This window comes from Pseudomonas fluorescens, assembly GCF_902497995.1.
Classification (GTDB): domain Bacteria; phylum Pseudomonadota; class Gammaproteobacteria; order Pseudomonadales; family Pseudomonadaceae; genus Aquipseudomonas; species Aquipseudomonas fluorescens_BK.
The window spans coordinates 23,268-37,054 of sequence record NZ_CABVII010000009.1; the positions used below are offsets into that span (position 1 = coordinate 23,268).

The 13,787-nt window shown below is 60.2% G+C and carries 11 protein-coding genes; 8 read left to right on the top strand and 3 right to left on the bottom strand.

Annotation, left to right across the window (positions count from 1 at the left end; genetic code table 11):
- Positions 1 to 9 precede the first annotated feature (9 nt).
- The 4 genes from F8N80_RS12320 (at position 10) to F8N80_RS12335 (ending at position 5,943) form a co-directional block, all read left to right on the top strand.
- Complete coding sequence (locus tag F8N80_RS12320) at positions 10 to 1,374, top strand: DUF1329 domain-containing protein (RefSeq protein WP_150746205.1); 1,365 nt, start codon at positions 10 to 12, stop codon at positions 1,372 to 1,374.
- A 259-nt stretch (positions 1,375 to 1,633) separates the two neighbouring features.
- A complete protein-coding gene (locus F8N80_RS12325) occupies positions 1,634 to 4,372 on the top strand; it encodes a LuxR C-terminal-related transcriptional regulator (protein WP_150783957.1) in 2,739 nt (912 codons plus the stop codon).
- Between the two features lie 86 nt (positions 4,373 to 4,458).
- Entirely contained in the window at positions 4,459 to 5,100 is a 642-nt protein-coding gene (locus tag F8N80_RS12330; RefSeq protein WP_128873716.1) for an MBL fold metallo-hydrolase, read from the top strand.
- A 114-nt stretch (positions 5,101 to 5,214) separates the two neighbouring features.
- Positions 5,215 to 5,943: an OmpA family protein gene (locus F8N80_RS12335; protein ID WP_150746203.1), complete on the top strand. Its 729-nt coding sequence runs from the start codon at positions 5,215 to 5,217 to the stop codon at positions 5,941 to 5,943.
- A 136-nt stretch (positions 5,944 to 6,079) separates the two neighbouring features.
- Here the strand turns inward: F8N80_RS12335 and F8N80_RS12340 are convergent, their stop codons facing one another.
- The gene (locus F8N80_RS12340) at positions 6,080 to 6,514 is read right to left on the bottom strand and encodes a YhcB family protein (RefSeq protein WP_150746202.1); all 435 of its coding nucleotides are present in this window, start codon (positions 6,512 to 6,514) and stop codon (positions 6,080 to 6,082) included.
- 144 nt (positions 6,515 to 6,658) lie between these two features.
- On the opposite strand from F8N80_RS12340, the gene F8N80_RS12345 reads away from it, so the two are divergent.
- The 3 genes from F8N80_RS12345 to zapE all read left to right on the top strand — a co-directional run bounded on the left by F8N80_RS12345 (position 6,659) and on the right by zapE (position 9,868).
- Positions 6,659 to 7,303 carry an alpha/beta hydrolase gene (locus F8N80_RS12345; protein WP_150746229.1) on the top strand — a complete coding sequence of 215 codons (645 nt, stop codon included), beginning with the start codon at positions 6,659 to 6,661 and terminating at the stop codon, positions 7,301 to 7,303.
- A gap of 24 nt (positions 7,304 to 7,327) precedes the next feature.
- Complete coding sequence (locus F8N80_RS12350; RefSeq protein ID WP_150783958.1) at positions 7,328 to 8,683, top strand: tryptophan--tRNA ligase; 1,356 nt, start codon at positions 7,328 to 7,330, stop codon at positions 8,681 to 8,683.
- Positions 8,684 to 8,773: 90 nt separating this feature from the next.
- Positions 8,774 to 9,868 carry a cell division protein ZapE gene (zapE, locus tag F8N80_RS12355; RefSeq protein WP_150746200.1) on the top strand — a complete coding sequence of 365 codons (1,095 nt, stop codon included), beginning with the start codon at positions 8,774 to 8,776 and terminating at the stop codon, positions 9,866 to 9,868.
- Positions 9,869 to 10,118: 250 nt separating this feature from the next.
- Here zapE and F8N80_RS12360 read toward each other — a convergent pair whose 3' ends face one another.
- Positions 10,119 to 11,015 (bottom strand): GlxA family transcriptional regulator, encoded by an 897-nt coding sequence (locus tag F8N80_RS12360; protein WP_191632913.1) that lies wholly within the window; start codon positions 11,013 to 11,015, stop codon positions 10,119 to 10,121.
- Positions 11,016 to 11,259: 244 nt separating this feature from the next.
- Between F8N80_RS12360 and F8N80_RS12365 the strand changes: the two genes are divergently transcribed.
- Positions 11,260 to 12,396 carry an acyl-CoA dehydrogenase family protein gene (locus F8N80_RS12365; protein WP_150746198.1) on the top strand — a complete coding sequence of 379 codons (1,137 nt, stop codon included), beginning with the start codon at positions 11,260 to 11,262 and terminating at the stop codon, positions 12,394 to 12,396.
- 164 nt (positions 12,397 to 12,560) lie between these two features.
- On the opposite strand, the gene F8N80_RS12370 is transcribed toward F8N80_RS12365, so the two are convergent.
- Entirely contained in the window at positions 12,561 to 13,601 is a 1,041-nt protein-coding gene (locus tag F8N80_RS12370; protein ID WP_150746197.1) for an NADP(H)-dependent aldo-keto reductase, read from the bottom strand.
- Positions 13,602 to 13,787: the final 186 nt, after the last annotated feature.

Below are 13,787 nucleotides of genomic sequence, written 5' to 3' on the forward strand. Positions count from 1 at the left end.
AACACCTATATGAAAATAACAAAGAGTCTGTTCCACGTCGGTGTCCTGGGGCTTTCGCTGCTGGCGAGCGGCGTGATGGCGGCGGTCCCTGCGGCCGAAGCGGACAAGCTGGGCAAGAGCCTGACCCCGATGGGCGCCGAGATGGCGGGCAACGCCGACGGTTCGATCCCTGCCTGGAAACCCATGGCGAAAAACGCCGGTAGCGTTGACGGCAAAGGCTTCCTGGCCGACCCGTTCGCCAGTGAAAAACCGCTGTTCACCATCACGGCGCAGAACGTCGACCAGTACAAGGGCAAGCTTGCCCCGGGCCAGTACGCGATGTTCAAGCGCTACCCCGAAACCTTCAAGATGCCGGTCTACCCGTCCCATCGCGGCGCTACCGTGCCGGATGCGGTGTTCGCCTCCATCAAGAAAAACGCCACCAGCACCAAGCTGGTGTCCGGCGGCAATGGCCTGGAAAACTTCGAGACCGCGATACCGTTCCCGATTCCGAAAACCGGTGTGGAAGTCATCTGGAACCACATCACCCGCTATCGCGGTGGCAGCGTGACCCGTCTGGTCACCCAGGCCACGCCGCAGCCTAACGGCTCGTACAGCCTGGTGTACTTCCAGGACCAGTTCGTGTTCCGCGACAAGATGAAGGACTACGATCCGGCGAACCCGGGCAATATCCTGTTCTACTTCAAGCAGAAAGTGACCGCGCCGGCACGTCTGGCCGGTGGTGTGCTGCTGGTGCACGAGACCCTCGACCAGGTCAAGGAGCCACGTTCGGCGTGGGTCTACAACGCCGGTCAGCGTCGTGTGCGCCGTGCGCCGCAAGTGTCCTATGACGGGCCGGGTACCGCTGCCGATGGCCTGCGTACTTCCGACAACCTGGACATGTACAACGGTGCGCCGGATCGTTACGACTGGAAGCTCGAAGGCAAGAAAGAGATGTACATCGCCTCCGACAGCTACAAGCTCGACGATCCGAAGCTGAAGTACGCCGACATCATCAAGGCCGGTCACATCAACCAGGACCTGGCTCGCTACGAGCTGCGCCGGGTCTGGCATGTGGTGGCTACCCTGAAGGAAGGCCAGCGTCATATCTACGCCAAGCGCGACTTCTACATCGACGAAGACACCTGGCAAGCCGCGGTGATCGACCATTACGACGGTCGTAATCAACTGTGGCGGGTGGCGGAAGCGCACGCTCAGAACTACTACAACGTCCAGGTGCCCTGGTACACCCTGGAAACCCTGTATGACCTGCAATCGGGTCGTTACCTGGCGCTGGGCATGAAAAACGAAGAGAAGTCGGCGTATGACTTCGGCTTCACGGCGACCACCAGCGACTTCACTCCGGCGGCGTTGCGTCAGGAGGGTGTTCGCTGACCTGCACTGAAACAGAGGCCGCATCCTCGAAAAAAACGCCCCGACTGGTTCGGGGCGTTTTTTTTCTGTAGGAGCGAAGCTTGCTCGCGATGGCGTCACCACCGGCGCCACCTGTTTCAGGACACTCCGCATTACGCTGGTCGCAGGGGTGTAGTCTTTTTGTAGCCATTTGTAGCAATAACCTTCATTCCCTCTTCGTTTACCGCTAGTCTGCGGACATCTGCAACGCCGCCAACAGCCTTTCAAACAAGAGCCGGCCATGACTGATCTGTCCCCACTCCCAGGCCCTGCAAGCGTCACCGTCGCAGCACTGGGCGGGCGCTTTTTTCGGCCGCCGTTGCCTGACGGCCACGTGCTGCGGCCGCGTTTGTGCGAGCGCCTGAGTGCCGGTCTCGGTGGCAGGCTGTTGCTGGTCAGTGCCCCGGCCGGGTTCGGCAAGAGTTCATTGGCGGTGGAGTTCTGTCAGGGGTTGCCGGTTCATTGGCAAAGTCTCTGGCTGGGGTTGAGTCCGCGCGACAGCGACCCCGGGCGTTTTCTCGAGCGGTTGCTCGAAGGCCTCCAGGATTATTTTCCGCAACTGGGCAGACAGTCCCTGGGACTGCTGAAAATGCGCCAGCGGCATCAACCCTTCGCCTTCGAAGAATGGCTGGACGGTTTGCTCGACGAGTTGGCCGTGCATGTGTCGCCGACGGCGCCGCTGCTACTGGTACTCGATGATTACCATCTGGCCCAGGGCCCGGTGCTCGATCGTTGCCTGCAGTTTTTCCTCAATCACCTTCCCGACGGCTTGCTGGTGATGGTTACCAGTCGCCAGCGTCCGGACTGGCACCTGGCGCGCCTGCGGCTGTCGCGGCAGCTGCTCGAGTTGCATGAGCAGGACCTGCGCCTGACCCACGATGAAGCCGTGACCCTGCTCGATCGGCACAGCACCTCCTTGCGCGGCGAAGCGCTGGAGAACCTGATCCTGCGCAGCGAAGGCTGGGTCGCAGGCCTGCGTTTCTGGCTGCTGGCGGCCTCCGAAGCGGGCACCGCTGGCGCATTACCCCAGTCCCTGCACGGCGGGGAAGGACTGATCCGCGATTACCTGCTCGAAGAGGTCATCGATTGCCTGCCCGCCGAGGTGCAGGCATTCCTGTACGACACCGCGCCTCAGGAGCGCTTTTGCAGCGAGCTGTGCGACGCCGTTCGCGAAGCCCACGACAGTGCCGAGATCCTGGGTTTTCTCTCGGCCCATCAGGTGTTCCTGGTACCGCTGGACGAACAGGGTCACTGGTATCGCTATCACCATCTGTTTTCCGACCTGCTGCGCACGCGGCCTGCCACACAGGCGATGGTGCCGGCGGCGAGCCTGCACCTGCGCGCCTGTCGCTGGTTCAATGCCCAGGGATTGCTGGATGAGGCGGTGGAGCAGGCGTTGCGGGCCGGGCACCTGGATGTCGCGGCGAACCTGGTGCAAAACCTCTCGGAAGAGCAACTGCTGGCGGAACAGAATGTCGGCATGTTGCTGCGCTGGAAAATGGACTTGCCCGACAGCCTGCTGATCAGTACACCACGGCTGATCGTGCTGTACAGCTGGGCGTTGGGACTGGCCTGTCAGCTGGACGCCGCCGAGGAGCTGGCCAGTCATTTGAACCGCTTCCTGCCGGCCCCGTCGGCCACGGCGCAGAAATCCATGCTGGCGCAATGGCTGGCCTTGAGCGGAATCATCGCTCGCGGCCGCGGCAATCGCGAGCTGACGTTGCTCTACTGCACCGAAGCACTGGAGAGTCTTCCCTCCAGGCGTTACGGCCAACGCCTGATGTGCCTCTCGACCTTGTCCAACCTGGCCATTGCCGACGGTGACCTATGGCGTGCACGGGGCTTGAACCGTGACTCCCTGGAGTTGGCACAGCGGGTCGGCAACCCGTTGTTCGAAGCGCTGGCCCATTACGACCGCGCCCGAGTGTTGCAGGCGCGGGGAGAGATCCTGCGTTCACTGGAAGAGGTCCACCAAGGGCTGCAACGCCTGCAAGGGTTGTCCCCGCAACGGCTGTTTGCCGTACGCGCTCGCCTGACACTGTACGAAGGGTTCCTGCTGGCCCTGCACTTGCAACCACACACTGCGCGGCTGCGATTGCAGGCGGGTTTGACCGAGGCGCGGGCCTGTCGCGATATCAGCGTACTGATCGGCCACTGCGTGATCGCCAGGCTCGAAGGCTGCAGCGGCGAATTCGCCAAAGCCTTTGCCGAGCTCGCCGAAGCCGAACGCCTGATGCATATCTGGGACGTGCCGCCGATCTACTACCTGGCGATGATCACCCTGGTCAAATGCGAACTGTGGCTGGCCCAGGGCCGTACCGACCTGGCCGAAGCCTGGCTGACGCGGTTGGGCCAGACCTACAACGGCGAGCATCCCGCTGCGCCTCCGGAATTCCATCCACAGCTGGCGCTGCACATCGAATTGCAGCAGGCCTTGCTGGAAGTGATCCAGGGGCAACCGATGCGGGCTGAAGGGCGCTTGAATGCGTTGCTCGAGAATAGTCAGCAGACAGGCCGGCAGTTGTTCAGCGTGATGGTGTTGACCCAGAAAACCGAACTGCTCCTGGCGCACAACCGCGAGCCGGAAGCCCGGCAAGCCTTCGCCCAGTCCCTGGAAGCGGCCAGTGGCGGTGTCCTGCAACCCTTCGACGGCCTGCTGAGCAAATACCCTGACTGGCTGCGTGAGCAGCTCCAGCATTGTGCGAAAACGACGATTGCACAAAACCTGTCAGAGCGCCTGCCCGCCGTCGCTGCCCGCACTGCCCCGGAGCCCTTGGCAGCCTGCGAGCAGCTCAGTTCCCGTGAACTGGCAGTCCTGAAGCTCATCGCCCAAGGCTGTTCGAACCAGGAAATCAGCGATCAGCTGTTCATTTCCCTGCATACGGTGAAAACCCATGCCAGTCATATCAACAGTAAGCTGGGGGTCGAGCGACGCACGCAGGCTGTGGCACGGGCGAAGGCGTTGGGGGTGTTGGCCTGAGCTAATTCGACGATACACATCGCTGTAAATGGCTTGATGGCCATTTTATGCAAAAATCTCCCGTCCCCGTTTACCGAGCAGCCCAGATGTCCCAGCAACCGACTCTCATCCGTGAAACCTTCCCCGTCGGCCCGTTGCAGTGCAACTGCACGATCATCGGCGACCCGATCACGAAGAAAGCCATCGTGGTCGACCCAGGCGGCAATCATGAGCTGATCCTGGCGCGCCTCGACGCCCTGGGCCTGAAGGTGGTCAGTATCATTCACACCCACGCGCACCTGGATCACTTCCTGGCTTCCGGCCAGTTGAAGGAGAAAACCGGCGCGACCCTGCATTTGCACAAGGAAGATCAATTCCTCTGGGACAACCTGGAGATGCAATGCCAGATGTTCGGGGTGCCCTACACGCCGGTGCCGTCGCCGGATCGCTGGTTGGCCGACGATGAAGAACTGGCCTGCGGCTGTGGCGTGGCCTTGCACACGCCGGGGCATACCCCGGGGTCCATGAGCTTCTGGTTTGCCGAGGCCAAGTTGCTGATTGCCGGTGACACCTTGTTTCGGCGTGGAGTAGGGCGCACGGATTTGTGGGGTGGCGATCAGGCGACCATCGTGCGTTCGATCAAGCAGCGGCTGTATACCCTGGATGAAGAAGCGACGGTGGTGACGGGGCATGGTCCTGACACTCGCCTGGGCGAGGAAATGCGCGAGAACCCGTTTGTGCGCGCTTGATCTGCATTTGTGTACAGTCCGGGTGGAATCTTTTCCCGTAAATATGATCCAACGCCCGCAAAGGCCGATGCCTTGGTCCGTTGCACCACAGAATGAAAAAAGTAGGAGCTCTGAATGTTCACCAAGCAGCGTTTGATTATTGTCGCTACGGCTGTGGCCTTGCTGTCTGGCTGCGCCTCGCCTAACCCTTACGATAACCAGGGCCAGGCCGACAGTGGTTCCACGGGCATGAGCAAAACCGCCAAGTACGGCGGGCTCGGCGCGCTGGCCGGTGCGTTGGCCGGTGCGGCCATCGACCACAACAACCGTGGCAAGGGCGCGCTGATCGGCGCCGCCGTGGTGGGTGCTTCCGCTGCCGGTTACGGTTACTACGCCGACCAGCAAGAGAAAAAGCTGCGCGAAAGCATGGCCAATACCGGGGTTGAAGTGCAGCGTCAGGGCGATCAGATCAAGCTGATCATGCCGGGCAACATCACCTTTGCCACTGATTCGGCGAACATCGCCTCGAGCTTCTATCAGCCGCTGAACAACCTGGCGGGTTCGCTCAAGGAGTTCAGTCAGAACCAGATCGAGATCGTCGGCTACACCGACAGCACCGGCAGCCGCCAGCACAACATGGACCTGTCCCAGCGTCGCGCCCAAAGCGTGGCGACCTACCTGACGTCGCAGGGTGTCAGCGGTACCAACTTGAGCGCCCGTGGCGCCGGTCCGGATAACCCCGTTGCCAGCAACGGTGACGTCAATGGCCGGGCGCAGAACCGTCGGGTCGAGGTCAACCTGAAGGCGATTCCGGGTCAGCAGTATGGTGCCCAACAGCAAGGCACCGTTCAGCAATACCCGTAATACCTGCGCAATAAAAACTGATGTGGGAGCGGGCTTGCTCGCGAAGAGGCCCTGACAGTCAGCACAAATATTGGATCACAAACAAAAAAACCTCAGACAATCACTTGTCCGAGGTTTTTTGTTGCGCGAAACCTGATTACTTCTTCAGGCCATAATGCTCATCGAGCATGCCCGGCGCGTTCGGGGCTTTGGGCGCGTAGTCGCGAGGCGGCTCCTGATTGCGCGGCGGCGTCAGGCGTTCCCGTGGAGCCACCGCCGCGTCAGCGTGCAGGGCGGCCAGCAAGCGTTGGCGGGTCTGCTCGTCCAGGGCCAGGCGATTGGCACCCTCGGCGAGATGGTCCTGCACTTCCTGATAGCTCGCAGTCAGCTTCTTGACCAGTGTCGCAGTGCTGTTGAAGTGGGTGACCACCTCGTTCTGATAACTGTCGAAACGTTCCTGAACGTCATCCAGCTGACGTTGCGTGCGGTTAGGCGCGGCATTCGGCACCAGGCGAGCGATCAGGAATCCAATGGCGACACCCACAACCAGGGCAAGAGTCGGCAACAACCAAACTAAGAGCGAGTGTTCCACGAGTCCTTCCTCTATAAACGGCTTTGCTTTACGTTAACGGCTCGAACCTGCGCTGTATACCGCGATTCACTCGCAATAGATTGGCACAGACAATTTGCTAGACGAGTCGACCCGATTCGAGGTCACGGAGTTCCTTCCTTGCTTATGCGCGAAACCCCTGTAGTGATTGATGGCCCGGTCGGTCAACTGGAAGCCCTGCTTCTGGAAAACAACAGTATGGACAATAACCCGCCCCGCGGCCTGGCGCTGATCTGCCACCCGAACCCGGTGCAGGGCGGCACCATGCTCAACAAGGTCGTCTCGACCTTGCAGCGTACCGCGCGGGATGCCGGTTTTATTACCTTGCGTTTCAACTACCGTGGCGTCGGCGCCAGTGAAGGCACGCACGATATGGGCACCGGTGAAGTCGACGATGCTCAAGCGGTAGCCCAATGGCTGCGAGCCAAATACCCTGACTTGCCCCTGACCCTGTTCGGTTTTTCCTTCGGCGGTTTTGTAGCAGCAAGTCTCGGCGGACGCCTGGAAGCCAAGGGCGAGTCGCTCAAGCATCTGTTCATGATCGCGCCTGCGGTCATGCGCCTGGGCGATCAGGATCAGCTGCCACAGCAGGGCGAACTGACCCTGATCCAGCCTGAAACCGATGAAGTCATCGATCCGCAACTGGTCTATGACTGGTCCGAAAAACTCGAGCGCCCCCATGAGCTGCTGAAAGTGGCAGAATGCGGACACTTTTTTCATGGCAAGCTGACCGATCTCAAGGATCTGATCCTGCCGCGTCTCTCGAATTGATTGCAGTCTGACAAGCGATTACCCATGACGACTCGTACCCGTATCCTCACCGGCATCACCACCACCGGCACGCCGCACCTGGGCAATTACGCCGGCGCCATCCGCCCGGCGATCCTTGCCAGTCGCGACAGCAATGCCGATTCGTTCTACTTCCTGGCCGACTACCACGCCCTGATCAAATGCGATGACCCGCTGCGCATCCAGCGCTCGCGCCTGGAAATCGCCGCGACCTGGCTGGCCGGAGGCCTGGATGTGGAGCGCGTGACCTTCTATCGCCAGTCCGACATCCCGGAAATCCCTGAACTGACCTGGCTGCTGACCTGCGTCGCCGCCAAGGGCCTGCTCAACCGCGCCCACGCCTACAAGGCTTCGGTGGACAAGAACGTCGAGACCGGCGAAGACCCGGACGCCGGGATCACCATGGGCCTGTACAGCTACCCGGTGCTGATGGCGGCGGACATTCTGATGTTCAACGCCCACAAGGTGCCGGTCGGTCGTGACCAGATCCAGCACGTGGAAATGGCCCGGGACATCGGTCAGCGCTTCAACCACCTGTTCGGCCAAGGCAAAGAGTTCTTCACCATGCCCGAGGCGCTGATCGAAGAAAGCGTCGCCACGCTGCCAGGTCTCGACGGTCGCAAGATGTCGAAGAGCTACGACAACACCATTCCGTTGTTCAGCAGCGCCAAGGAAATGAAGGACGCGATCTCGCGGATCGTGACCGACTCCCGGGCGCCGGGCGAAGCCAAAGATCCGGACAATTCGCACCTGTTCACCTTGTTCCAGGCCTTCGCCACCCCGGCGCAGTCCGCCGAGTTCCGCAGCGAACTGCTGCAGGGCCTGGGTTGGGGCGAGGCGAAGAATCGCCTGTTCCAACTGCTCGACAGCGAATTGGGCGAGTCCCGCGAGCGTTACTACCAGCTGATCGAACGCCCCGCGGACCTGGAAGACATCCTGCAAATCGGTGCGAAAAAAGCCCGCTCGGTCGCCACACCCTTCCTTCACGAACTGCGTGAAGCGGTTGGCCTGCGCTCTTTCGTCGCCCAGACCCAAGTCGCAGCGACTACCAAAAAGAAAGCCGCCAAAGCCGCGCGTTTCGTCAGTTTCCGCGAAGAAGACGGCAGCTTCCGTTTCCGTCTGCTGGCGGCCGATGGCGAGCAACTGCTGCTGTCGCGCAACTTTGCCGACGGCAAAACCGCAGGCCAGGTGACCAAGCAGCTGCAAGCGGGCCAACCACTGGATGTGCGCAGTGAAGACCGCAGCTTCAGCGTCTGGCTGGAAGGCGAGTGCGTGGCCGACAGCCCGACTTTTGCTGACAACGCCGCTCGCGACGTCGCCATCGATGCCTTGCGAGTTGCCCTGACCCCGGTTCAGGAATAATCGACGGCTCGGTCCGACCAAGGGCTGATTGCCATTCCCACGGGCCGTCGCTACAGTGACGGCCCGTTTTTGTTGCCTTGCTAACGAATTATGACGCCCCTAGAACGATATCAAGCTGATCTGAAACGCCCGGAATTCTTCCACGATGCTGCGCAGGAAACGGCGGTGCGTCATTTGCAGCGCCTGTACGACGATCTGGTCGCGGCCTCGCAGAACAAGCCAGGCCTGCTCGGCAAGCTGTTTGGCAAAAAAGACCAGGCGCCGGTCAAGGGCCTGTACTTCTGGGGCGGCGTTGGTCGCGGCAAGACTTACCTGGTCGACACCTTCTTCGAAGCCCTGCCGTTCAAGGAAAAGACTCGCACTCACTTCCACCGCTTCATGAAGCGCGTGCATGAAGAGATGAAGACCCTGGGCGGCGAGAAAAACCCGCTGACCATCATCGCCAAGCGCTTCTCCGATGAGTCGCGAGTGATCTGTTTCGATGAATTCTTCGTCTCCGACATCACCGACGCCATGATCCTTGGCACGCTGATGGAAGAGCTGTTCAAGAACGGCGTGACCCTGGTCGCGACGTCGAACATCGTGCCGGACGGCCTGTACAAGGACGGCCTGCAGCGTGCGCGTTTCCTGCCGGCCATTGCGCTGATCAAGCAGAACACCGAGATCGTCAACGTCGACAGCGGCGTCGATTACCGTCTGCGTCACCTCGAACAAGCGGAACTGTTTCACTTCCCGCTGGACGAAGCCGCCCAGGAAAGCCTGCGCAAGAGCTTCCGCGCCCTGACGCCAGAATGCACGGCAGCCATCGAGAACGATGTGCTGATGATCGAGAACCGCGAAATCCGTGCCGTGCGCACCTGCGATGACGTGGCCTGGTTCGACTTCCGCGAACTCTGCGACGGCCCGCGCAGCCAGAACGATTACATCGAACTGGGTAAGATCTTCCACGCCGTATTGCTCAGCGATGTCGAGCAGATGAGCGTCACCACCGACGACATCGCCCGACGCTTCATCAACATGGTCGACGAGTTCTACGACCGTAACGTGAAACTGATCATTTCGGCCGAAGTCGAGCTCAAAGACCTCTACACCGGCGGTCGCCTGAACTTCGAGTTCCAGCGTACCCTCAGTCGCCTGCTGGAAATGCAGTCCCACGAGTTTCTGTCGCGGGCGCACAAGCCATAAGCCATAAGCGATTAAAAAAGTAGAACGATTCGGAAAATAAAAAAGGGCCTGCAAATGCAGGCCCTTTTTTTGTGCGCCGCCGAACCCTGTGGGGGAACAGGCAGCCCGAAACTATCTGGCACACCCCATACCCTGTGGGAGCGGGCTTGCTCGCGAAAGCGGTGGGTCAGTCGACAACAATGTTGAATGTCGGTCCGCATTCGCGAGCAAGCCCGCTCTCACAGTTTTGATTTGTGTTGGATTCGAAGGTTTATGCAGCCTGCTGAAACTGCTGCCGATACTGATTCGGCGACAACTCCGTATGCTGGCGGAACAGCCGTGCAAAGAAGCTCGCATCGTCGTAGCCCACCTCATAACTGATGGTCTTGATGCTCTTGCGGCTACCCGACAGCAGGCCCTTGGCAGTTTCGATGCGCAGGCGTTGCAGGTAGTGCAGCGGCTTGTCGCCGGTGGCGGTCTGGAAGCGGCGCATGAAGTTGCGGATGCTCATGCCGTGTTCGCGGGCGACGTCTTCGAAGCGGAATTTGTCGGCGAAGTGGTCTTCGAGCCAGTGCTGGATCTGCAGGATGATCACGTCCTGGTGCAGTTTCTGCCCGCCGAATCCGATGCGGCCTGGCGAGTAGCTGCGCTGCACTTCGTAGAGAATGTCGCGGGCCACGGCCTGGGCCACATTGGCGCCACAGAAGCGCTCGATCAGGTAAACATAGAGATCGCAGGCCGAGGTAGTGCCGCCGGCGCAATACAGGTTGTCGGCGTCGGTCAGGTGTTTGTCCTGATTGAGCTGTACCTGCGGGAAGCGCTCGGCAAAGGCGTTGAAGAACCGCCAGTAAGTGGTTGCTTCCTTGCCGTCGAGCAAGCCGGCCTCGGCGAGCCAGAACACCCCGGTGGCCTCGCCACACAGCACCGCGCCACGCGCATGTTGCTGGCGCAGCCACGGCAGGACCTGGGGATAACGTTGGCAAAGGGTTTCGAAGTCGTCCCAGAAGGCGGGAAGGATAATGATCTCGGCATTTTCCAGGCCGCCGTCCACCGGGATGATCACGTCGCTGAAGCTGTTCACCGGTTTGCCGTCGGGACTGACCAGTCGCGTTTCGAACGCCGGTGTCAGGCCGTGGCCCAGTTGTTTGCCGTAACGCAGGCTGGCCAGGTGGAAGAAATCCTTGGCTTGCATGAGGGTGGAAGCGAAAACCCGGTCGATAGCCAGGATGCTGACGCGCCGCAGGGGCGTGGAGGCTCGGTTAGACATAATTCAACTTTATTCTTATAGGGGAAAGTGGTCACCAGACGGCTGGATCGTCTTATTTTTTGGCTGATGTGTCCAGTGTCCTGTATCGGAGGCGAGGCTTAGTCTCTGAAGGACAACTCCACCCAGCAATAACGACAGGTGCCGCATGATCCCCAGAACCTTGTTCAGTCCCGAGCACGAACTGTTTCGCGACAGCGTGCGAACCTTCCTCGAAAAAGAGGCCGTGCCGTTTCATGGGCAATGGGAAAAACAGGGCTACATCGACCGCAAGCTCTGGAACAAGGCGGGGGAGGCGGGGATGCTGTGTTCGCATCTGCCGGAAGAATATGGCGGGCTGGGGGCGGACTTTCTGTATAGCGCGGTGGTGATCGAAGAGGTGGGTCGCCTGGGCCTGACCGGGATCGGTTTTTCTCTTCATTCGGACATTGTTGCGCCTTACATCCTGCATTACGGCAGTGAAGCGCTGAAGCATAAATACCTGCCGAAACTGGTGTCCGGCGAAATGGTCACCGCCATTGCCATGACCGAACCGGGCGCCGGTTCCGACCTGCAAGGGGTAAAGACCACCGCAGTGCTGGACGGCGATGAGTATGTGATCAACGGTTCGAAAACATTCATTACCAACGGGTTTCTGGCTGATCTGGTGATCGTCGTGGCCAAGACCGATCCGAAGGCCGGCGCGAAGGGCACCAGTCTGTTTTTGGTCGAAGCGAATACGCCGGGCTTCGACAAGGGCAAGCGCCTGGAAAAAGTCGGCATGAAGGCGCAGGACACCTCGGAACTGTTCTTCCAGGACGTCCGGGTGCCCAAGGAAAACCTTCTGGGGCAAGCGGGGATGGGTTTTGCTTATCTGATGCAGGAGCTGCCCCAGGAGCGGCTTACTGTTGCCATCGGCGGATTGGCCTCGGCTGAGGCGGCGCTGCAATGGACACTGGATTACACCCGCGAGCGCAAGGCATTTGGCAAGGCGATTGCCGATTTCCAGAACACGCGTTTCAAACTGGCGGAGATGGCGACGGAGATTCAGATCGGCCGGGTATTTGTCGATCGTTGCCTGGAACTGCACCTGCAAGGCAAGCTCGACGTGCCGACGGCGGCGATGGCCAAGTACTGGGGCACGGACCTGCAATGCAAGGTGCTCGACGAGTGCGTGCAGTTGCATGGCGGGTACGGGTTCATGTGGGAGTACCCGATCGCCCGGGCCTGGGCGGATGCGCGGGTGCAGCGGATCTATGCCGGGACCAATGAGATCATGAAGGAGATTATTGCGCGGTCGCTTTGATGGCGTGGTGAGTTCGAGATCGCCTTCGCGAGCAAGTCGAATCGTCGCACCGCCGCTCCCACAGGGGGGCTGTGTCGATCACAAATGTGTACATCAACACAGATCGACTGTGGGAGCGGCGGTGCGACGATTCGACTTGCTCGCGAAAACGTTTCACCTATCGATCAAGGTGCCGGATTCGGGTGATCCTTGTGAATCGCCTCGATCCCCGCCAGCACTTCATCGGAAAGTTTCAGCTCGAAGCTCGCTATATTGCTGTCAAGCTGCTCCAGCGTCGTGGCGCCAATGATGTTGCTGGTGACGAACGGTTGCTGCGTCACGAAGGCCAACGCCATTTGTGCCGGGTCCAGGCCATGTTCGCGGGCCAGTGCCACATACCGGCTGCACGCCGCTTCCGACTGTGGATTGAAATAACGGCTGAAGCGGCTGTACAGGCTCAGGCGGCCTTTGGGCGGACGGGCGCCACCTTCGTACTTGCCCGACAAAAAACCAAATGCCAGCGGCGAATAGGCGAGCAATCCGCACTGTTCGCGGATGGCAATTTCCGCCAGGCCGATCTCGAAGCTGCGGTTGAGCAGGTTGTAGGGGTTCTGGATCGACACCGCACGTGGCCAGCCACGGGCTTCGGCCAGGGCGAGAAAGCGCATGGTGCCCCAAGGGGTTTCATTGGACAGGCCGATGTGCCGGATCTTGCCGGCCCTGACCTGTTCGTCCAAGGCTTCGAGGGTGTCTTCCAGCGGGGTGAGGTTGGCTTCGGTCTGGTGTTTGTAACCCAGTTGACCGAAAAAGTTGGTGCTGCGCTCCGGCCAGTGCAGTTGATAGAGATCGATGTAGTCGGTCTGCAGGCGCTTGAGGCTGGCATCCACGGCTTCGGTGATGTGCTGGCGGTTGTGCCGCAGGTTTTTGTCGCGGATGTAATCAATGGTGTTGCCGGGGCCGGCGATCTTGCTGGCCAGGATCCAGTCGGCGCGATCGCCGCGACTTTTGAAATAATTGCCGATGTAGCGTTCGGTGGTGGCGTAGGTTTCGGCCTTGGGCGGCACCGGGTACATTTCGGCGGTGTCGATGAAATTGATCCCGGCGCTCTTGGCCCTTTCAATCTGGGCGAAGGCTTCAGCCTCGCTGTTTTGCTCGCCCCAGGTCATGGTTCCGAGGCAGATGGCGCTCACGTTCAGATTGGTTCGGCCTAGCTGGCGATAGTCCATCGGGTGCTCCTTGGGCAAAACAATCATAAAAGCAGGTTGAAATATTTTTCGCAATCTGCATAATTGCGCACCTCTTTCTGCAGTGGAAGTGATGCGCCGCCGCCGAAGAATCTTGCCGTTGAACGGACGCGCCGACCCGAGCCCCCGAAAGCGTCTGTATCCGGCTGCCTTTGACTTGTCAAAGTA

What these genes read in the sequence shown, in the direction of transcription:
- F8N80_RS12365 (WP_150746198.1), top strand. Translation starts at nt 11,260, where the DNA reads ATGATCCCCAGAACCTTGTTCAGTCCCGAGCACGAACTGTTTCGCGAC.
- F8N80_RS12350 (WP_150783958.1), top strand. Translation starts at nt 7,328, where the DNA reads ATGACGACTCGTACCCGTATCCTCACCGGCATCACCACCACCGGCACG.
- F8N80_RS12370 (WP_150746197.1), bottom strand. Translation starts at nt 13,601, where the DNA reads ATGGACTATCGCCAGCTAGGCCGAACCAATCTGAACGTGAGCGCCATC.
- F8N80_RS12325 (WP_150783957.1), top strand. Translation starts at nt 1,634, where the DNA reads ATGACTGATCTGTCCCCACTCCCAGGCCCTGCAAGCGTCACCGTCGCA.
- F8N80_RS12330 (WP_128873716.1), top strand. Translation starts at nt 4,459, where the DNA reads ATGTCCCAGCAACCGACTCTCATCCGTGAAACCTTCCCCGTCGGCCCG.
- zapE (WP_150746200.1), top strand. Translation starts at nt 8,774, where the DNA reads ATGACGCCCCTAGAACGATATCAAGCTGATCTGAAACGCCCGGAATTC.
- F8N80_RS12345 (WP_150746229.1), top strand. Translation starts at nt 6,659, where the DNA reads ATGCGCGAAACCCCTGTAGTGATTGATGGCCCGGTCGGTCAACTGGAA.
- F8N80_RS12320 (WP_150746205.1), top strand. Translation starts at nt 10, where the DNA reads ATGAAAATAACAAAGAGTCTGTTCCACGTCGGTGTCCTGGGGCTTTCG.
- F8N80_RS12335 (WP_150746203.1), top strand. Translation starts at nt 5,215, where the DNA reads ATGTTCACCAAGCAGCGTTTGATTATTGTCGCTACGGCTGTGGCCTTG.